Origin of the sequence: Streptococcus cristatus, from assembly GCF_003944225.1 — a bacterium.
GTDB classification, from domain to species: Bacteria; Bacillota; Bacilli; order Lactobacillales; family Streptococcaceae; genus Streptococcus; species Streptococcus cristatus_K.
Window position 1 is genome coordinate 172,025 of the sequence record NZ_RJPN01000002.1, and the last position, 20,849, is coordinate 192,873.

The 20,849-nt window shown below is 43.4% G+C and carries 14 protein-coding genes and 1 pseudogene; 1 reads left to right on the forward strand and 14 read right to left on the reverse strand.

Annotated features, from left to right (window positions below; genetic code table 11):
• The first annotated feature begins 7 nt into the window (after window positions 1-7).
• On the forward strand, window positions 8-265 hold the full coding sequence (locus D8797_RS03835) for a LapA family protein (RefSeq protein WP_045499381.1): 258 nt from the start codon (window positions 8-10) through the stop codon (window positions 263-265).
• A gap of 27 nt (window positions 266-292) precedes the next feature.
• Here D8797_RS03835 and lepB read toward each other — a convergent pair whose 3' ends face one another.
• From lepB to D8797_RS03905, 14 genes and pseudogenes are all read right to left on the reverse strand, one after another.
• Window positions 293-850 (reverse strand): signal peptidase I, encoded by a 558-nt coding sequence (lepB, locus tag D8797_RS03840; RefSeq protein WP_125379329.1) that lies wholly within the window; start codon window positions 848-850, stop codon window positions 293-295.
• A gap of 152 nt (window positions 851-1,002) precedes the next feature.
• Window positions 1,003-2,952, reverse strand: coding sequence for a threonine--tRNA ligase (gene thrS, locus D8797_RS03845; protein WP_125379330.1), 1,950 nt, complete (start codon window positions 2,950-2,952; stop codon window positions 1,003-1,005).
• Between the two features lie 91 nt (window positions 2,953-3,043).
• Window positions 3,044-3,404, reverse strand: a pseudogene (locus D8797_RS10525) (hypothetical protein).
• 332 nt (window positions 3,405-3,736) lie between these two features.
• A complete protein-coding gene (locus tag D8797_RS10355; RefSeq protein WP_125379331.1) occupies window positions 3,737-4,102 on the reverse strand; it encodes a hypothetical protein in 366 nt (121 codons plus the stop codon).
• 36 nt (window positions 4,103-4,138) lie between these two features.
• On the reverse strand, window positions 4,139-5,452 hold the full coding sequence (locus D8797_RS03860) for a glycosyltransferase family 4 protein (protein WP_125379332.1): 1,314 nt from the start codon (window positions 5,450-5,452) through the stop codon (window positions 4,139-4,141).
• Between the two features lies 1 nt (window position 5,453).
• The gene (locus D8797_RS03865; RefSeq protein WP_125379333.1) at window positions 5,454-6,452 is read right to left on the reverse strand and encodes an LTA glycolipid anchor biosynthesis glycosyltransferase, IagA/BgsA family; all 999 of its coding nucleotides are present in this window, start codon (window positions 6,450-6,452) and stop codon (window positions 5,454-5,456) included.
• A 141-nt stretch (window positions 6,453-6,593) separates the two neighbouring features.
• A complete protein-coding gene (gene addA, locus D8797_RS03870) occupies window positions 6,594-10,265 on the reverse strand; it encodes a helicase-exonuclease AddAB subunit AddA (protein WP_125379334.1) in 3,672 nt (1,223 codons plus the stop codon).
• On the reverse strand, window positions 10,262-13,549 hold the full coding sequence (rexB, locus tag D8797_RS03875; protein ID WP_125379335.1) for an ATP-dependent nuclease subunit B: 3,288 nt from the start codon (window positions 13,547-13,549) through the stop codon (window positions 10,262-10,264). The genes addA and rexB overlap by 4 nt, the downstream gene beginning before the upstream one ends.
• Before the next feature lie 140 nt (window positions 13,550-13,689).
• Window positions 13,690-14,886 (reverse strand): elongation factor Tu, encoded by a 1,197-nt coding sequence (gene tuf / locus D8797_RS03880; RefSeq protein ID WP_005590656.1) that lies wholly within the window; start codon window positions 14,884-14,886, stop codon window positions 13,690-13,692.
• 122 nt (window positions 14,887-15,008) lie between these two features.
• Window positions 15,009-16,007, reverse strand: a complete 999-nt coding sequence (locus D8797_RS03885; protein ID WP_125379336.1) for an anti sigma factor C-terminal domain-containing protein — start codon at window positions 16,005-16,007, stop codon at window positions 15,009-15,011.
• Window positions 15,994-16,464, reverse strand: coding sequence for an RNA polymerase sigma factor (locus tag D8797_RS03890; RefSeq protein ID WP_185780839.1), 471 nt, complete (start codon window positions 16,462-16,464; stop codon window positions 15,994-15,996). Before D8797_RS03890 ends, D8797_RS03885 begins: the two co-directional genes overlap by 14 nt.
• A gap of 288 nt (window positions 16,465-16,752) precedes the next feature.
• Window positions 16,753-17,688 (reverse strand): DUF805 domain-containing protein, encoded by a 936-nt coding sequence (locus D8797_RS03895; RefSeq protein ID WP_125379338.1) that lies wholly within the window; start codon window positions 17,686-17,688, stop codon window positions 16,753-16,755.
• 106 nt (window positions 17,689-17,794) lie between these two features.
• Complete coding sequence (locus D8797_RS03900; protein ID WP_125379339.1) at window positions 17,795-20,035, reverse strand: DNA internalization-related competence protein ComEC/Rec2; 2,241 nt, start codon at window positions 20,033-20,035, stop codon at window positions 17,795-17,797.
• Window positions 20,016-20,711 (reverse strand): helix-hairpin-helix domain-containing protein, encoded by a 696-nt coding sequence (locus D8797_RS03905; RefSeq protein ID WP_125379340.1) that lies wholly within the window; start codon window positions 20,709-20,711, stop codon window positions 20,016-20,018. Before D8797_RS03905 ends, D8797_RS03900 begins: the two co-directional genes overlap by 20 nt.
• Window positions 20,712-20,849: the final 138 nt, after the last annotated feature.

The window sequence follows — 20,849 nt, forward strand, 5'->3', positions numbered from 1 at the left end:
GATCGTTATGAAAGAAAAATTGCACTATATCCTGCTATTGATTACCATCCTATTGGTTGCCAGCATTTCCTTAGCAAATATGCAGAGCGTCAATGTTAGCTTTATCCTTTTCAGCTTTAAACTTCCCTTAATCATTTTGATTTTGGTCTCTGTCCTCCTAGGCTCTATTACAACCTTTCTCATCAGCATGTCTAAAAACTTCTCGCTGAAAAAAGAGCTTAAGAAAACCAAAGAAAGTCTTAAAACATCTCAAAAAGAAAACTAGGTTGGAATTTCCAGCCTAGTTTTTTTGCTACTTCGTTTCAATAAAACCAAATTTATTTAAGGGAGACACGCGAAATTCTACACTTCCCTTAATCTGCTCCTTTTTAATCAGCCCAAACTCACGGCTATCTTTCGTGTTTTCTCGTCGATCATTTAAGATTAAAAAAGAATTTTTAGGGATGGTATCAGAAGTCGCTCCTTTTAAGTCAACAATAGAAAAATCGTGGGTATAATAGCCTGTGCTGGCAGCCGAAGCCAGATATTTCTCTCGCATCTTTTCGATATATTGCTCTGATTGCACCTGATCGTTCAGATACAGCAAGTTATCCATATAGGTCACCTTGTCATTTTCCATAGCAATGACACGGCCGACATACTCTTTTCCATCAACCTCATAGAGAGCAAATTCCCCACGAGCAAGCTTGGCTGTCTTATCCGCCAAGACCAAATCATTTTCCGCTAAGAAAGAATTGGCATCTTGCTTGGTGATACGATAAGGTGTATAGACAAACAAGCGTAATCCCACCAGAATGGCAATAAATACCGTCACAATAATAATATTTCTCAGTAAATCTCTCTTTAACATCTCTCTCCCCTGTCCTTTTATTCTATTATATCATTTTTCATGGGATTAGACAAAACACTGAGATGAGAGAGGATTACGTTTAACAAAATTGTAAAAAATGAAAAGGCAAATTCAATTGAGGAGCTTCCTCAATCGAATTTGCCTTTCTTATTTTAATCTTCTTTAGCCACACGTGATTTGTTGGCAATATCAGTAAGGATAGCTTGAACAAAATCATCGACTGAGACAGTTTGTGTTTCTTTTTGACCGTAGCGACGAACATTGACAGTTCCGTCTTCCATTTCCTTGTCCCCAACAATCAATTGGTAAGGAATCTTGCTGGTTTGAGAAGCACGGATCTTGAACTGCATTTTTTCGTTGCGTTCATCGACATCAGCACGGACACCACGGTCACGGAGTTTCTTAGCCACTTCCCATGCATAGTCCACGTGTTTTTCGTTAGATACTGGGATGAGGGTCACTTGATGTGGTGCAAGCCATGTTGGGAAGGCACCCTTGTAGTTCTCAATCAAGATAGCTGTGAAGCGCTCCATGGTTGAGATAACCCCACGGTGGATCATAACTGGACGGTGTTCTTCACCATCAGCACCGATGTATTTGAGGTCGAAGCGTTCTGGAAGCAAGAAGTCGAGCTGGATAGTAGAAAGTGTTTCTTCTTTTCCAAGGGCGGTCTTAATCTGGATATCCAATTTTGGTCCGTAGAAGGCTGCTTCACCTTCGGCTTCAAAGTAGTCAACACCCATTTCATCAAGAGCTGCACGAAGCATAGTTTGGGCATTTTCCCACATTTCATCATTGTCAAAGTACTTGTGAGTATCTTGAGGGTCACGAAGAGAGAGGCGGAATCGGTATTCAGTCAAGTTGAAGTCTTCATAAACATCGATAATCAACTGAAGGGCACGTTGGAATTCTTCTTGGATTTGTTCTGGAGTTACAAAGAGGTGACCGTCGTTGAGTGACATTTCACGCACACGTTGAAGACCAGTGAGGGCACCAGATTTTTCGTAACGGTGCATCATGCCGATTTCAGCGATACGGATTGGCAATTCACGGTATGAGTGAACATGGTGTTTGTAGACTTGGATGTGGTGTGGACAGTTCATTGGACGAAGAACAAATTCTTCCCCGTCCCCCATGTCCATAGTTGGAAACATGTCTTCTTGGTAATGGTCCCAGTGACCAGAAGTCTTGTAAAGCTCTACAGAAGCCAGTGGTGGAGTGTAAACGTGTTGGTAGCCAGAAGCCAACTCTTTGTCGACAATGTAGCGTTCCAATTCACGACGGATAGTCGCACCGTTTGGCAGCCAGAATGGAAGTCCTTGTCCGACTTCTTGTGAAATCATGAAGAGGTCAAGCTCTTTACCAAGTTTACGGTGGTCACGTTCTTTGGCTTCTTCACGCATTTGAAGATAGTTTTTCAAGTCTTTCTTGTCAAACCAAGCTGTACCGTAGATACGTTGCATCATCGCGTTGTCACTATTTCCGCGCCAGTAAGCACCAGCTACATGGAGAAGGTGGAAGATTTGGATGCGACCTGTTGAAGGCACGTGAGGGCCACGGCAGAGGTCTACATATTCGCCTTGACGGTAGATAGTCAAACCACCCTCGTCTTCTGAGTGTTCTTCGATCAATTCCAACTTGTACGGGTCGTTCTTAAAGATTTCACGCGCCTCGTCTTTAGTGACTTCCTCGCGAATAGATGGGAAGTTTTCTTTGACGATCTTCTTCATTTCTTCTTCGATACGAGGAAGGTCTTCGTTAGAAATTTGACCAGCTTGATTATCCGTATCGTAGTAGAAACCATCTTCAATCGCTGGACCAACACCCAGGTGAATGTCTGGGAAGAGGCGACGAGCTGCTTGAGCGAACAAGTGAGCCGCTGAGTGGCGCAAAATCGGAAGGGCATCTTCGTGATCAGGTGTCACGATTTCGATGCTTCCATCTTCAGTGATAGCACGAGTCGTGTCGATGAGTTTGCCGTTGAATTTACCAGCGAGAGCTTTTTTAGCTAGGGAATTGCTGATAGATTGAGCAATTTCAAAAGTAGTCACGCCAGATTCGAATTCACGAACAGCGCCATCTGGGAAAGTAATCTTAATCATGGTTTTCTCCTTAAAATTTTATCATATTTTTATAACTGAGTTTTGAAGAACTGGGAAACCAGCTATCAACAAAGAATGATAACAATCAATTTCATTTTAGCTTTTTCATTCTAAAAATAAAGAAAAGCGTAGAAATAAATAAATAAATAGCCTACCAAGGAAAGAATAAGAGACAGATATTCCTCCTGAGTCATCTCACCTCTCATGTATATTCTTATCGGATAACTTTTGATTGCATTGACCAAATAGATAGCAGCTGTCAAACTTAAAAGATATCCTGTTATAATGAGTTTCTTGTTGTTGAAAAACATTAAGATACCAAGAAAGGGGGCAAGAAATGGCAAGAGAGGAATGAGTAGAAAAAATGAAAAGACGACAATATTTTCCGTTCCCCATAGGCTAAGAGTTTTCATTAGCCAAACATAGACTAATAGGAAGGTACAAGTCATCATCCAAGATAAATATTTCTTCAAATCTATCACCTCATTCAGCTCTTAGCTAAATTTCATTTTAACTTTGTCGTAACTATTCTCCATACAAAAAACGACATCCTCGAAAGGACGTCGCAACGTGGTTCCACCTTCATTTATGCAAGTCAAAAAGACCTACACCTCTGATTGGCTCTAACGTAGCCACCGTTTTATGTTTTCATAAAAGTCAGTAGAGTAGTCCCAACTGCATCCTCTGCGCGATTTCCAGCTCCACGCGCTCTCTAAAAGATTTCCTGCAGGTGATATGTCTCTAAAAATTATTATAGCACGATTGAAAAAATTTGCAAGAACTTTTATTGGTTTTCAGCTCTGCTATTTTTCCTAGTAAATCGATAAATCACATGCCCCAAGCCATTTCCAGCTAGTGAGCATAGGAAATAGGCGGCATGATAAAGAGGAATCCACTCCCCAAAGGTGATAATAGTCAAGAAAAATAAGAGAGCAACCAAGAAAGAAAAGCGCAAAGAAAATCCATATAAAGCTGCATAGAGCAGGGACACCAACAAGGTTGCCAGAGGAGAGTATATGAGAACATTTCCAACTACTAGCCCCTTACTTAAGATGGAATCCATGGGCAAATACCGTAACAGTATATAAAAGACAAAATAGAAAAAGAAAAGGGGGAGCAAAAAGAAAATTTCTTTTTTATAGACTTTCATAAGAGCACCTCTGTTCATTAGGCCTTATGAGAAAGTTTATTCCCAATATTTCCGAATATTCTTTATCTGCTTCTTAGATGCTTTTATCATTCTAGTTGAGCTGTTGACCGGCAGTGACATGATTTTTCCTGGTAAATAGACAATGGTCTTGGCCAAGCGTTTGGCCATCGTTTCTTCTGGATTGAGATCATTATGAAAATCCTTACTAATGGTCAAATCCAAATAGAATTCATAGATTCGACGACCAAAATTCTCGGCGGAAATCTCGTATAATTTATCGGCTAGCTTTTTCTCGTCCATATCTGGTGTTGCCAAAATGGCCTCCAAAATAGCTCCTGCCAAATCCCGGCTCTCATAATAAAGCGTACCAAAGGCTTTATCGCTAATTACATTGTCCAGATAAGGATTGCCATGGGCGATGATGGGGGTACCGCTGGCTAGACTTTCCAGATAAGTCAGCCCCTGCGTCTCACTGGTTGAGGCCGAAATAAAGAAATCTGCCGCCTTATAGTAGAGGGCCGTATCACTCGGCGCAATCATCCCTGTAAAAATGACTGAATCCTCAATATGAAGCTGGGCTACCAAGGCTTTTAAGTCCTCAGCATATGGTCCATCTCCGACAATGACCAACTTCACCTTGGCATTTTCTTCCAAAACCATTGGCAGTGCTTCAACAATCGCCTGGATATTTTTCTCGTAGGAAATTCTGGATAGACTGAGCAACATGACTTCATCTTCTGCTATTCCCAGCTTAAAGCGCAGTTTCTTAATGTCTTCCCGTGAGAGTTCTGGGCGGTCAAATTTGGCTAAGTCGATTCCTGTTGGAATGACCCGTTTTTCCGCCTTGATTTTATAACCAACCAAAAGATCGTAGACAATATCAGAAGGACAAATGACACCATCCAAATCGCTCATAAAACCACGCACGATGTACTTGACCATACTCGGCCGAATTACCATGCCCTTGGCAAGATAGTGCACATAATCCTCATATTGGGTATGGTAGGTGTGAACCACTGGAATCCGTAGTTCCTTGGCAATCCAAATTCCCAAAAGACCCAGCGAAAACTCTGTCTGGGTATGGATAATGTCCAGCTGATACTGGCGAGCAATTTCTAAAGCATTAGAAAAGCCACGATAAGCCACGCGTCGATCTTTAAATGCGAAAAAAGGCACACTGGGAATACGGATAATCTGCCAATCTTCATAACGATTGACATCCTTGTCCGTCGTAGTAAAAATAAAGACTTTATGACCTAATTTCTCTAGCTCAGTCTTGAGGGTGCGGATACTTGTCGCAACCCCGGAAACCTGAGGAAAATAGGTATCTGTAAAAAGACCAATCCGCATATCACATCTCCAAAACTGTTTGGTAAGCCTTGACTAACTGAAGTGCGACGTCATCAATGGAGCGACTCTCCGCAACACGATAGCCTGCTTCACGTTTATCTACTTTTCCGTCAAGAACCTTACGAAGCGATTCGACAAACTCATCTACATTATGACAAAGCTCCGCCGAATCTTCATCAATCCATCCATTATAAACAGGAATATCACGCAGAACTACGTGTTGGCCGCTGGCCAGCGCTTCTAAGACCACAATCCCTTCAGTCTCCTCATAAGACGGGAAAAAGAAGGCATCGCTGCCTGACATGGCTCCTTGGAAAACTGCACCTTTGAAATAACCCGGAAATTCTACGTTTTCAGGATGATTATAAAGGACAAGATTTCGAATCTTGCGCGGAATAAGCCAGAGATTGATAGAGCCCAGCCAGATAAAACGGACATCTGGCATTCTGCGAGCCACTTCGACAAAGTCTTCGATTCCTTTTCGTCTGAAATAAAGGCCTGCACAGACTACGACTTTCTGTCCATCTGCAATCTGAAAATGTTTTTTAAAGACTTCTTCCTTACGTTCATCTTTCTTATATTTCGACAGGTCAATGCCGTTTGAGACAGCCATAATGGGCGTCGTCACACCGTAGGATTGAATCAATTTTTTTGAATACTCAGACGGAGTAATGATGAAGTCCGCCATTTTATACATGTGCGCTAGATATTTGCCAAAAAAAGGTGCAAAAAGATTGGATCCAATAAAAGAATTTTCAAAGTCTTCTTTGGTCGAATGTCCGTGCATGATCACTTTTTTGCCTCTCCGCTTAGCTGCATGGAGAAGAAGCAAGCTACGAGGTCCGTAAGTATTGATGTGCACGACATCATAATCTCCTAAAACATCTGTGGTATAAGGAATTCCTGCCAGATCCAGTGCATGCATTTGATGCTGCAAGGCGCGGCCGATGCCTGATTTTTCTAAAACAGACTTTCCTTCTAGATATAGTAATACTTTCATATCTTCTATTATACCCAAAAGAAGCAAAAAAAGGAAACGCCAAGGGAAGATTAGTACTTAATTCATGTACCTAGTCTTCCGCCAAGCATTTCCCTTAGTAATATCCTTTCTTGCTAGAACTTTAATTATTCCCCAAGCAGACTAGTCCACCTTGACCACCTGTAATTCAGTCCCTCCTAGTAGAATCAAATACTTGTCTACTTGGCTAAGACCATAGGAACGACTGAGTGCTTCAGCATAGAGATCCAGCTGAGCTCGGTAGCGATCCACCAACTCTGTCGGCTCATGATAGCGATCAGTCTTATAGTCAAAGAGGACAATACGATCATCAAAGAGCAAGTAGCCGTCTAAGATTCCCCGAACGACAAAGTCTTGACCGCTAGCCGGATCTTGCTTGAGCATGGCAAAAGGTGCTTCCCTATGGAGATGATTGACCTCCTGCTGGATTAGCTGACCCAGTTCTGTAGCGAAAAAAGCTTCAATCTTAGCCAAATCAATCTCTTTCTTAACTGCCGCATCTACCTGAACCTGAGTCAAGGCTTGGCGAATGCTAGTCTTAGTAACAGGCTGATCCAACGGAATCCGCTGCATGAGCTCATGGACAGCAGAACCGATTTGAGATCCTGTGATTTGCTTCTTCTTACCAAAATCAGGCAAATCAAAAGTCAGCTGGGGCTGATAACTTCGAGGCGCATCCATAATGTCCAGACCTTCTGAGTCCATAACCGGCTCATAGAACTTCTTGATTTGACTAGGCGTACGGACACTAGGCAATTCAATAGCCGCTTGATAGAGGCTGTTGAGCCGGTCTACATTCTCCAAGATATCCAGAGCTCGGCGGATATCTTCTGACTGACGGTTGCCCGTCAAATCATCTACTGGAATAGGATCAGCCTGCTCCACTACTCCAATCTGCTCATCTGTCAGCTCCTGATCAGTTACAAAGCAGGTTTTATAAGCCAGATTTTCCTTTTCAAACACTGACTGGATAGCATAGAGCCAATCCTGAAAATTGGTCAGCAGACTTCGGAGACTGCTAGATAAGCGACCATTTTGGCTAGTCCCCCACTTGCGCTCTTGGAGCTTAGCTTGCTTGCCCTTTCCGACCAGATAGAGCTTGGTTTCAGCCCGCGTCATGGCCACATAGAGCAGACGCATCTGCTCAGACAGGCTCGCCAGCTTGAGTTCTTCGGCATTCTGCTGATAAGGTAGGGTCTCCATGGAAATGCGGATCTGCTTGGGCGCATGAGGATCCTGAGCCTCAAGGTCCACATCAGCCACATATTTGATTCCAATACCCTTTTGTCGGCTGAGGATAATTGCAGAGCTGCTATCCTGACGATTGAAGGCCTTGTCCATATTGAGTAGAAAGACATACTTAAACTCCAGCCCCTTACTCTTATGGATGGTCATTAGCTGGACCGCATTTTTTGGAGCAGCCAGAGGTACACTGGCCAAATCGTGCTCATTTTTCAAAATCCGGTCAATCATGCTGATAAAGCGGGACAGGCCTTTAAAACTCGACTTTTCATAGTCGTTGGCCCGCAAGGACAGGGCATAGAGATTAGCCTGACGCTGTTCGCCGTTGGGCAAAGCCCCCACCATATCGTAGTAAAAACGATCCTGATAAATCTTCCAGATTAAATCATAGAGAGAATGGGTCTTGGAATAGCTTCGCCAGTCATCCAGCGTTTCCTGGAAATGTTGCAGTTTCTTACGCAATTCATCATGGATGAGCTGAGGTTCCAGACCTTGATCAGCCAGAGCATTCCTCAGCTTTTCGTAGAGATTTTCCATAGACTTGGTACTGGAGGCTTGCAAGGCTAGCCGAGCCAATTCATCCTCATCAAAGTCAAACATTGGAGACTTTAGGAGAGCGGTCAGGGCATAGTCATTGAGAGGATTGTTAATGGTCCGCAAGGTATCCAGCATCACCATAACCTCTACCGACTGGAGGTAATTGGTCTCGCCATCATCAGGCACAATCGGGATATGATGCCGGTCAAACTCTGCCAAAATCAGATCATTGCGGGTCCTCGAAGCTGTCAGCAAGGTAATATCCTTGAAATCCACCCCTTCCTGATTATGAAGACGGATGATTTCCTTGATTACCAAGGCGACTTCACCAGCTGAAATACTGGGCAGGCCTTGGTCAGAATCCTCTTCGTCGCTATCGGCGCTACCATCATAAATCAGGAACTCCGCCTGATTGACTGGATTAGGCTCCCGTTTGGCTGGATTTCCTGCCACCAAGTAGTGGGTCTCATTGTAGTCAATCTCGCCGATTTCCTCGTCCATGAGTCGTTTAAAGACATCATTGGTCGCTTCCAGCACCTCGATGTGACTGCGGAAATTTTCCTTGAGGATAATCAGCTTGCCCTGACTAGGATCGGCCTGATAGAGTTTAAATTTATCATTAAAAATCTGCGGATCGGCCTGACGGAATCGATAGATGGACTGCTTAATGTCGCCAACCATAAAGCGATTATTTTCTCGAGCCAGCAATTCCAGCATTCGCTCCTGAGTATGGTTGGTGTCTTGATACTCATCGACCATGACCTCATGGTACTTATCCTGATAAAAACGCCGCACCTCTGGATAATTTTCTAAAATCTCAATTGCAAAGTGACTGATATCGCCAAATTCAAAGGCATTTTCCGCTACCTTACGCTCCAAATAAGCTTGCGAGAAATCTCGGACAAAATCGCGTAACAAATCCAGTAGAGGAAGAGATTCAGCCTGATGCTGCTCCATAAAATTCAGATGATAGAGGCGGACATCCAGCTCTTTAATTCGCTCTATCAAGGGCTTGCGGGCTTCATTATAGGTCTGAGCCAACTCTTTTTTAAGCTCGTCCGCATTCTTACCGACTCGGGCAGTAAAAGCCTGATGGTTAGAGGTCTTGGCTAATTCTAAAAAGCGCTGAATCAAGTCTAGCAACTGCTCAGATCCAGTCTGCTCTGTCAGCTCAGCCAAGATATCTAAGGCCGCCTGAATATTTTCCTGGTATTTAGCCCCAGCAAAGACCTGACCTTCATGAGCCAAATGGCTCTGGAAAAAATCTTCCAAATCCAGCAAAGACTGCCTAGCTCCAGACAGGATTCGCTCCCGCTCTGCTCCAAAATCACTGGTTTCATAGCCTAGAAGAAAGGTATCTTCCAACCATTTTCGCGGATTGCTGGTAGACTGGAGAAAGCTATAAATACTATAAATCTGCTGGCGGAAACCAGAAATGTCCTTGCGCTTACCAGTGAAATTTTTGACCAAGCGACTGAATAATTCCTGTCGATCACTCTCATAGTAAGTATCGAAAAGCTGGTCAAAGACTTCATTTTGCATAATGAGCTGCTCACTGGCCGACTGTAAAATCCGAAAATGCGGTGCCAGCCCCAGCAAATAGCTGTACTTATTAACTACTTTCTGGGTAAAAGCGTCCATGGTGCCAATATCCGCATTGGCAATCTCAGCCAACTGCTGAGCTAGATGCTGGCGGAGTTCCTGATCTGAAGTCTCCTTGAGTACCAGACTCAGCTCCTTCTCCAACCGCTCCTTGAGCTCACCTGCCGCCTTGACAGTAAAGGTTGAGATGAAGAGTTGGCTGACCTCCACACCTCTGAGAATCTGGTCAATGATCCGCTGAACCATAACATAGGTCTTACCAGAGCCAGCCGAAGCCGAAACGAGAATATTCTGACCAGAGGAGTAGATGGCCTGGATCTGCTCTGGTGTGCGCTTTTGTAGCTTGTCAGAGGCAACTTCCTCAGCCTGCTTGACTAGGATATCCTGCTCGTTTAAAAAGGGAATCCGTCTCATTTATCTAACTCCTCCTTGATTTTTTCTAGCCAGGCTTGACGCAGCTTTTCGCCTGTCGGTCGTTTATCGTATTGATCCAGATTTAACTTGGTCAGCTGTCTAGCCTGCCCCAGATGGAGATTGGCTTCAAATCCTGTAATGGCCTTAAACTGGTCCACGTAAGGGGCAATACTACGCCCATTTTCTGTATAAGGATTGATGGCAAAACGACCAGCCAAAATGCCTTCTGCTGCTTGCTGATAGAGAAAAGCATTATAAGCTAGAATCACTTCCAATTCTTCCTTAGTCAGCAGATTAACCTTGCTTTTCTCATAGTTAGCGCCCAAGTCCTTGGCTTGGTCAGCCAGAAAGAGGCCTTTATAGACCTGACTTTTCATGACCTGTTTCACTGCCTCGTCCAGCGCCTTGGTCTCCTTGAGGCTGGCTTGGGGCTCCGTCATCTGTAGGTACATGGCACCGAAAATTCCCTTATCTTCCTGGTATTCTGGCATTTCTCGGATAGCTGCTAGGTAGGTCGGCAGCTGGGAATTAAGTCCATTAAAGAACTTCTCAAAGCTGAATTTGGTATCACCCGACTTGTAATCCACAACTCCCAGACTCCCCGTCTCCGTCAAACGATCAATCCGGTCCACCTTGCCGCTCACCTGAAGAGCTCTGCCATTGTCCAATAGCAAGAAAGTCCGATCATCCTGACCAAAGTCAGTCTCCTCACCAATGACCTCCAGCCCATCCGACTGAGCCAAGATACGGCCAGTAGCCCGAGCCGTGTCCAATAGCAAACGGCGGGCAAACTGGGTCTCGCCATTTTCTCCATAGACCGTTTCAAACTCAGCCTCCCAGCTAGTCTCCTCCATAGCACGCTGCAAGCAAGTGTCGAAATCCTGCTCCAAGTGCTCCTGCATAACCTTTTCAAAGATTCGGTGGAGGAAAATCCCGTGGCTGCGCGCATCCGGCTGAATGGTCCACTCCTCCTGTAGCCGCAGGACATATTTAAGGAAATAGGCATACTGGTTTTTAAAATATTCATTGAGGGCAGAAGCTGATAGTCTCAAAGGCTGCTCTGAAGGATACAGAGCTTGAAGGGTCTCCGACTTGAGAGGCTCCGTTTTCAACTCCTTGCTGATCTGGGGAATAGAAATCCCTTCAGCTGCCAATTTCTTACGCAAGACTCGGATGGCCACTGCCCAAAAGGTCTGTTCCTCCGGCGTCCATTCGCGGTCAATATCCTCCTGATAGAGGTCAATCACGCGCGCCAACAGAGCCCGATAAGTCCCAATATCGTCGCTACTAGCCTGTGGCCGCTTGCTGATGATGGGCAGGGAAATAGGCGCTATTTCCAGCTCTGTCAGATAGGAAGACATAGCATCTTCTACTTCATTGGTCAATACAGGAGCAGACAAAACCAAATCTTCTGTCGCTGAATTAAGCAAAGATAGGGCAGCAAAGCGGTTTTTCTTGAGATTTTCACTGCTGGCTACCTGCAACTCAGCCTCGTCCCCAGTCGCTTGATTTAATCTCTGCCGTTCCTCGTCACTGAGAAGACTTTTATTTTGCGCTAACTTGGGCAAGCGCTCCTGCGTCAGCCCGATGGCATAGACATAAGGCGCAGCCATGGGCTCAATCAAATCATAGGACTGAACGGTCACCACATCCACTGTCGCTGGTACAACCCGGTATTTAGCCAGAAGCATGCCAGACAGAATCAGAGCCAGAAAATCATCGATCTTGAGCTTGCTACCATCAAACACCTGAGCAAGTTGCTCTAGAACATGGCAAAAGGTCTTCCAGACTTCCTCCTGACGCTCTACTTCTTGCTGGCTTGCATCTTCCAGCAGCCCCATCAGATTGGCATCCAAGCGAACTTCTTTGATAAAGTTGGTAAATTTAGCCAAGAGACCAGTCGCTGTCTGACTGCGAGATTTGAAAAAGTCTAACAGAGGCTTGATAAGGCTCCGACGCATAGCATTAAGACGCTTCAGGTCAAATTTCTCCTGACGGTTAATAGTGAAATCTCTCCCCAGCTTGGCTGCTCCTTTAATTTCCGCAAAGCGAAGGTACTGTTCAAAACTATCCAGCTCCTCCTGACGCAAGCCACCATAAAGGCCAGTTTTTAGGAGATTGAGTAAATCTTCTGTCTGAAAATTATAGCGTTTCAACCGTTCCAGTGACTCTAAAAACTGGACTAAAGGATGCTGGGACATGGGTTCAGACCGCCCTAAATAAAATGGAATTTGATACTGGTCAAAAATGGTCTTCAGCTGGAGCTGGTAGGCCTCCACATCACCCAAAAGCAGCCGGATATCCTTGTAGCGGGCGCCATCATGGAGCCGCTGACGGATGGACTTGGCCACATACTCTAGTTCTTCTTTTTGATTGCGAACCGACCAAATCTCTAAGTGAGAGCGGTCATCTTCGGTCAATTCCACATGCGTTTCAGAAAAGTCATAGCGACTCTCTAAAATCTTGGAAATCTTACCAAAGGCATCATCCGACTGAGTCGAATCTCCCGCTAGATATACTGGCTTGACCTCATAAGTTTGAGCTAGCTTGAGCAAAAAGTCCACGCTGGCCTGATAAAGATTGCCCTCACGAAAGGCTGTCCGGTAGGCTTTTTGACTAGCATAAACGCCAATGACAATCTCCACTCCCTTGCGATGCAGCAAATCTACTAGATATTCCTCCTCTGCTGAGAAGCGAGTAAAGCCGTCAATAACCAGCGCGAGATTAGCCAATTCCCCATCCAAATCACCAGCTAGAATATGTTGTGCGAAAATCNTAAGTTTAGAAGTCGCATCATAACTTCCCTCCTGAAGAGCAACAGAAAAGGCCGTGAAAATCTTGAGTAAATCCTCACGCTTCTCTGGCTCTTCTAGATAGTTCAAATCCGTAAAAGTCATCTGGGCTGTCTGAAGCTCATGATAAAGGTCTAGCAGTTGCTGGATAAATTGTGCATCCTTCTTGATCCGCCCATAAACCTTTAGTTCTCGGTCATCCATTTCCGATAAAATCCGATAAAATAGCATACCTAGGCCAATGTCGTCCAAAGGCTGTCCATCTTGAACATCATTAAGGACAAAATAGCGAGCCATCTGAGCAAAACGGGTCACCGTAATAGCAAAGGAAGCGTGATTTTCTAATGCTTCCAAAACTGCTCGCTCCTTTTCAAAAGAAAGGGAGTTGGGCGCTATATAAAAGACCCGCTTGCCGGCCGCTGCCAAGTCCTGAGCTTGCTTAGCCAAATGCGCCGTCAAAGGACTGCGGATATCCGTATAAAGTAATTTCATACCGTCTCTTTTCAACAACAAAATTATAGAATTATTATATCATGTTTGCGAGAAAAAGGCTTTGTCTAAAAGAAAAAGCCCCGCCGAAGCGAGACTTTTCGTGTCTGATTTTATAATTGTTATCTGGGAACGAAATCGAATTAAGCTTCGATTTCAGTAACCATACCTGAACCAACAGTACGTCCACCTTCACGGATAGAGAAAGTAGTACCTTGTTCAACGGCGATTGGGTGGATCAACTCAACGTCGATAGTTACGTTATCACCAGGCATTACCATTTCAGTACCTGCTGGAAGTTCGATTGAACCTGTAACGTCAGTTGTACGGAAGTAGAACTGTGGACGGTAGTTGTTAAAGAATGGAGTGTGACGTCCACCTTCTTCTTTAGTAAGGATGTAAACTTCACCCTTGAATTTAGTATGTGGGTTGATTGAACCTGGTTTAGCGATAACTTGACCACGTTCGATTTCATCACGTTGGATACCACGAAGAAGTACACCTACGTTGTCCCCTGCAAGACCTTCGTCAAGCTGTTTACGGAACATTTCAACACCAGTAACAACTGCTTTTTGGATTTCTTCTTTGATACCAACGATTTCGATTTCATCGTTGACACGAACAGTACCACGGTCGATACGTCCTGAAGCAACTGTACCACGACCAGTGATTGAGAATACGTCTTCGACTGGAAGAAGAAGAGGTTTGTCAGTATCACGTTCTGGTTCTGGGATGTACTCATCAACAGTGTTCATCAATTCCATGATGATGTCTTCGTACTTAGTATCACCTTCAAGAGCTTTAAGAGCTGAACCTTGGATAACTGGAAGATCATCACCTGGGAAGTCGTATTCTGACAAGAGGTCACGGATTTCCATTTCAACCAATTCAAGCAATTCTTCGTCATCAACCAAGTCGATCTTGTTCATGAAGACGATAAGGTGTTTAACACCAACCTGACGTGAAAGAAGGATGTGCTCACGAGTTTGTGGCATTGGTCCGTCAGTTGAAGCTACTACAAGGATAGCTCCGTCCATTTGAGCGGCACCAGTGATCATGTTTTTAACGTAGTCCGCGTGTCCTGGAGCGTCGATGTGAGCGTAATGACGTTTTTCAGTTTCGTACTCAACGTGCGCAGTGTTGATAGTGATACCGCGTTCGCGTTCTTCTGGAGCAGCATCGATAGACGCATAGTCTTTTGGTTGGTTAACTGATGAAGGCAAGCGACGTGCCAATACAGTTGTGATAGCTGCTGTCAAAGTAGTTTTACCGTGGTCAACGTGTCCGATAGTACCAATGTTAACGTGTGGTTTACTACGATCGTATTTTTCTTTTGCCATTTGAGTAAAAGCCTCCAATAAAATATATTTTATAGATAGACAGTAGGCAATACAGTCTAACTTTCCTTACTATTTTATCAAATTTTACTGAAAATGCAAGCCTTTTACACATTTTTTGTCAATTATTCCTTATCGAGCTTATAGTAAGGCTGATTGGGAACGGAAGCACCGATACTCGAAGCATAAATCCACTCTTTTCCTTCTAATTGAGTGAAATTTTCAGCTTTTCCTGTCAAGATGACACCGGAGAAAGTCAATTGATCCCGATTTTCTGCTTCACGAATATCTAGCTGACCAAATTTCTTGAGATAGGACTCCACATCATTGTACGTGTTGTACCCACTAACACTTGGGAAAAGATTTTTATCGGCCTTTTTCAGATAATCCAAGAAAGTCTGCTGCTCTTTCTTAGCCTCTTTTGCCTTCTTCCTAACATCTGAATCATAAGTAAAGAGAAGACTAGCGTTAGCTCCGTAGGTGAACTGGGGATCGGAAAACAGTTCAATACCTTTTTCACCATCTTCTGACTGGCTGCCAATCCAGTACCAGTTAATCTTGAGGTTGTTCGGTATCATCTTCTGGATTTCCTTATAGGTATAAGCTTTATCAAAAGTCAAAGCTACTTCCACCAATTGATTTGGCATTTCTTTGACAGAAGCCAACTCCTTAGGTATAGAATTACTATCCTTTGTCCCTTTGACATTGATATTATAGAAGACCGGATATTTTTGACGCAGGGTTCGCGTATAGGTCCCCGAGAGAGACAGATAAGTCCCTTCCGCAGTCGTATCTTTAAAAGCACCTATGAGAGAATAGTTTCCCTCATAGGAAGGATAAGTCACCTTCACTCCATCTAAATCTTTGAAACGATCAGAATGTAAGGTTCCTGAAAACAAAGAATTTTGAGTGTAGTAAAGACTGTCATAGTCAACATTAGGGTAGGCGATTTCCGACATAACTTCGTACTCTTTCTGCAAATTTCGACCATTACTCGAGGCTAATTCTATCAATCCCTTTCCTAGTAAAAGCAATAAAGCTAAGGAGACAAGACTACTGATGGCAACTGTCTTCCAAAGTCGTTTTCTTCTACTTTTCTTCGCTAAAATTTCAAATGTTTCCATTTTTATATCCTTTCTTTTCCAATTTATGGCGGAGCTTGATTCGGCTACGCATGAGTTGTACTTTCACTTTACTTACAGAATACGACATAATTTGAGCGATTTCCTTTACTGTGAAATTTTGAAAATAATAAAGATCTAAAAGCATTGCCTCCTTAGTTGGGAGCTCTTCTATCGTCGACCTTAACAGCTCATAATGGTCGTTCTCAAATGGTTGAATCACATCTTGTTTGAAAAATTCCTTTTGCAAAATTTCTAAATAATGCTGATCGCGCCTATAGCGATCGATGTAGCGGCGGATGGAAACCCGATACATCCAAGCTCGCATCTTCTCTGCTGGGATGACCAGATCAGTCTCTAACATTTTGACAAAAACATCCTGCACCACATCTTCTGCCTCGGCCTTAGCAGCTCCTGACTTTTGCAAGTAGAAAACAATCTCTCGGGCAAAACCAATCAAGATGTTTTCATATTCATCCAGTTTGATAATCTCACCTCCCCACAACTTCTCCTAAAATCTCTCTTTTTTTGCACTTCTTTAAAAAGAATAACAAAAAAGCCTTTCTAATCCAAAGCTCGCAGCTGCTACTTTTCATTTGATACTACTTTTCTCTATACAATACTTCTCTATTCTTCCCCCTTTCTACTAGTATAACGAATAGAAAGTCATTTTGGTTACAAAAGTTTAAAAGACGACAAAGAAACCCCAGATAGATTGAAACTATCTAGGGTTGATATCTTATAGATTTTATTGAGAGATTGACTCTGAGTTAGTGATTTGTTCAGAAGCAGTTCCCAGAGCTTGTTCTGCAGTTTCAGCTTGAGACTGATGAGCTTCTACTGAATGAACTGATTCAGCTGGTTCTGAAACTGAGGCTGAGAATGCTGATTGAGTTGATTCTTGAGTTTGGGCTTGACTAGCAGCAAACGGTTGAGTTGGCTGGTTCACTTGATTCTGACCAAAAGGTTGCTGAGGCTGGCTAAATTCTTGATTTTGAACTGGTGCTTGTTGCTGAGCAAATGGTTGCTCTTGGCTAGCAGGCTGGCTAAACTGTTGGTTTTGAGCTGGCTGTTGAGCTTGACCAAATTGTTGGCCTTGTGTCGGCTGTTGTTGTCCTTGGAATCCAGGCTGAGCAAACTGTTGGTTTTGAACGGGTTGCTGAGCTTGACCAAATTGCTGACCTTGGAATCCTTGTTGACCATAAGGAGCTCCTTTAACTTGCTGAGCTGGTTTGCTAGCTTGGCAAAGCAAGACAATTAAAGCAATACTACATGGCAAGCTGACTAAAGCAGCTAGGATATTCAACACTGGAATGAAGGAAGCTAGTGAAGGCCCTACAGTGAGAAAAATAAATGCCCAATGGAAGCCAGCATCACGAAGACGACGAACAGCGATGGCAAGATTAGGAACGATTGTTGCAAGCCAATAGATGGCAAGTAAGAACATGATGAACACAGCCAAACCAGCGCCAGCCGTAACTCCAGAGAAATCTGGTTCATAATCGTATAGTCCTGCATAATAAACTTCACTAAAAAGCGGAATGAGAAAACCAAAAACGGCAATCATCGAAAATGGTAGGGTAATCAAAAAATGACATAGGACAACCCACCAGTAATCCGAACGGCTTGAACGACCACTAAAGTCTGCATAACGAGTCCAAAATTTTTTATAAGCAGAAAACATAGAAATCTCCTCTAAATTTTTATTAACAGAATTCATTGTATCATAATTTTAGCTCGAAATCAAGGTAAGTTAATTCTAGCTTGCTCTCAGAGCAAGGAAACAGGGGTTACTTTACCGTTTCGATTTCCCATGAATCCCAGCCACTGAAGCGAATAGCTCCTTGTTCATCTGTTCGGAAAATCTGTGTCTGAATATTCTCAAATCTGTCCAGAGTTTCCCGGTGAGGATGCTTGTAGCGGTTATTCTTACCGGCAGAGATAAGGGCAATTTTGGGCTGAAGCTGATGTAAAAATTCTGGGCTAGAGGATCCTTTAGAACCGTGGTGTCCTGCCTTTAAAACATCCACCTTGAGTTGCGGAAAACGCCGCATCAAGGTAGCTTCGCCTTTCTCCTCTAAGTCTCCCGTAAACAAAAAACTGGTTCCAAAAAATTGCCCATACAAGACGACAGAGTCGTCATTACTACCGTCGCCCGTCTCCTCAGGATAAAGAACCTGCAAAGCTCCATCAAAAATTGGAAGGCTATCTCCTACTTCTACCGCATGAACTCCCGTCTGCATCCGCTCCAGTTTCTCCACAAAATCCGACTGGGTCAAACTTCCCTTAGATACGTAAATTTCCTTTATAGAAAAATGCTTGGCCATCTCCAACATATCACCCATGTGATCGGCATCTGTGTGGGTCAAAACCAGTACATCCAAGCGACTCACTCCCCGACTTTTCAGATAGGGAATCAAGGTCTTTTCTGCATTTGTCGAAGAAACCCGTTTCTGCCATGCTTCTTTCTTGCCAATCTCCACTCGACCACCCACATCAATCAGAACAGATTTCCCCCGCCAATCACGTAAGAAAATGCTGTCTCCCTGCCCAATATCAATAACTGTAATTTCATTTTGTAGAGGATGCTTTGTGAGAAAAAATAGCAGAGCAAGAACCAAGCTAAGTAAGGTCACAACTTTCTTCTGTCTGCGAAAATCATAGAGCAAGCCAAGAGTGATAAGCAGGCCTAGCATCATCCAGATAGATGGCTGACCAAAAACCACTGGTCGAGAAGAAATAGAGGCTGTCCAACGAATTAACCCTTCCAACAGTTCAAATAAAACATTGACCTGAGTGATTTTCAAAAGAGGTGCTAGGGCAAAAATAAAGGTCAGGGCTGGAAGCATAAAAAGATCAAAAACGACTGAGAATAGAAAAGTCAGCAGAATAGACCAAGGCTGAAATTCAGAAAAATAGAAAATCAGAATCGGCAAAATTCCCAGTGAAATGGTCAAACTTTCTGCCAGCACCTTTCTCATAGGAGGTAAATGCTCAAAATCCATGATAGAGATGACAAAAGCATAGGCACAGGAAAGAACGCCACCCGTCGTCAAGAGAAAATTGGGCATGAACATGGCTAAGAGCATGATTGTCAAAGCAAAGTTGTCCAGCTTAGTCACACCAAATTGCGAGAGCAGCTTTCGTACTAAACTCCTCACAACCGATACTGAAAAGCCCGTTAAACCTGCATAGATAAAGGAAAAAGGGAGTTGTATCCAATCAACAGTTTCTCTTTTTAAACCAGATTTGAGGAGAAGCTTGCGAAAACCATCCATGAAATAGCCGACCTGCATGCCAGATAGGGCAAAGAGGTGGATAATCCCCAGACTGGAATAAAGTTCATTCATCTCAGCAAAATCTGTGTCCAAATCGCCAAACAAGAGTCCAGTCATATAATGGTTCATGGGACTAGGAAAGTTTTCTTTGATGTAAACTAAGGCTTTTCTCCGCCAAACCGACAGCCAGTCCCAAGGATTAAGACTGCTAAATTGCTGACTGGACTTGATTTGATTGATTTTCAAAATCCTGTAAATCCCTTGCGTTTTCAGATAAGCCCGATAGTCAAAACCCGAAAAATTGCGATGGCCTTCTGCTAAACTAAGCTCTCCATCAATCTCCAAAAGGAGTTGATAGCTCAGCTTTTGAAAAGCGATTTTTTCCTTTTCTGACTGGATTTTATAAAAGGCCTGATAAGTTCGACCATTAGAATGACCGCGAAAAGAAAGCGAGTCGCCATTGACTTTGAGCGTATCTGGCTTGATCACAATGGCAGAGATGGTTTTCGGTTCATCTTGAAAGGCTTGATTTGCCATTTCTCTCTGAAATAGGAAAAATCCTGCAAAGAGACTCAAGAACACCAAAACAAGCAGACTATTTCTAGTCGAATAAAGCCAAAAGAGCCGAACAAGGAGGACTGCCAAACCTAGATAAGCTGGCAGACTACTAGTGTAAATCGCAAAGTAGGTCAGCACCAGCAAAAGACAAAAATAGATTGGTTTGATGGGAAATTTATTTATCCACTGTGACATAGTCTTTTAACTTTTCTAAGGTTTTTGCACCGATTCCTGAAACATTTTTCAGCTCGTCTACTGACTTAAACTTGCCATTGGCTTCCCGATAAGCGATGATGTCTTGCGCTTTCTTTTGACCGATGCCTGAAACTGTCTGAAGTTCAGCCTCAGTCGCCGTATTGAGATTGACCAAGCCAGACTTCCCTTTTGCCGTTTCTCCAGTTCCAGCTGGCGTCTGACTAGTTTGCGTCACATCTGCTCCTTCCTCACCGACTTTAGCTACATAAACAACCGCTTCATCTGTTAATTTTTGAGCTTGGTTGATGGATTTGGACTCAGCATCCGGCAGTAAACCACCTGCTTTTTGTAGGGCATCATGCACACGTGCTCCTGCCTGCAACTGATAAACTCCTGGATTTTTGACAGCTCCTTTGACATCAACTGTTACTTCTTTCTCAGATTCCTCTGAATCCATATCTTTTTCTGAATCGATTTTTTCTTGATTCGCATTTCTTTTTTCTGCATTGGTTTCAGATGAAGCTGATGTAACCACTTCCTGAGCCAGTGCACTGACTTGATTCTGTGGCAGAGCATTGCCCTTCAGCAAGAAAAAGCCAGCCAAGACGACTCCTATCAAAGAAAGTCCAACAAAAATCTTGTATTCCTTTAATTTCTCAATGATTTCTTCAAACATAATTTTTCTCCTTTATCTTTATATTCGTAAAAAATTCAAAAAAATATGACAAACCGAGAGAATTTTCAGCTTATCATATTTTAAAATCTTTATTTTGCAAGAAGTCGTATAGATAGAAAGGCCATTGATGAAAATAGA

Coding starts and splice junctions, on each gene's coding strand:
- D8797_RS03835 (WP_045499381.1), top strand. CDS start 8: ATGAAAGAAAAATTGCACTATATCCTGCTATTGATTACCATCCTATTG.
- lepB (WP_125379329.1), bottom strand. CDS start 850: ATGTTAAAGAGAGATTTACTGAGAAATATTATTATTGTGACGGTATTT.
- thrS (WP_125379330.1), bottom strand. CDS start 2,952: ATGATTAAGATTACTTTCCCAGATGGCGCTGTTCGTGAATTCGAATCT.
- D8797_RS10355 (WP_125379331.1), bottom strand. CDS start 4,102: ATGAAAGTCTATAAAAAAGAAATTTTCTTTTTGCTCCCCCTTTTCTTT.
- D8797_RS03860 (WP_125379332.1), bottom strand. CDS start 5,452: ATGCGGATTGGTCTTTTTACAGATACCTATTTTCCTCAGGTTTCCGGG.
- D8797_RS03865 (WP_125379333.1), bottom strand. CDS start 6,452: ATGAAAGTATTACTATATCTAGAAGGAAAGTCTGTTTTAGAAAAATCA.
- addA (WP_125379334.1), bottom strand. CDS start 10,265: ATGAGACGGATTCCCTTTTTAAACGAGCAGGATATCCTAGTCAAGCAG.
- tuf (WP_005590656.1), bottom strand. CDS start 14,886: ATGGCAAAAGAAAAATACGATCGTAGTAAACCACACGTTAACATTGGT.
- D8797_RS03885 (WP_125379336.1), bottom strand. CDS start 16,007: ATGGAAACATTTGAAATTTTAGCGAAGAAAAGTAGAAGAAAACGACTT.
- D8797_RS03895 (WP_125379338.1), bottom strand. CDS start 17,688: ATGTTTTCTGCTTATAAAAAATTTTGGACTCGTTATGCAGACTTTAGT.
- D8797_RS03900 (WP_125379339.1), bottom strand. CDS start 20,035: ATGTCACAGTGGATAAATAAATTTCCCATCAAACCAATCTATTTTTGT.
- D8797_RS03905 (WP_125379340.1), bottom strand. CDS start 20,711: ATGTTTGAAGAAATCATTGAGAAATTAAAGGAATACAAGATTTTTGTT.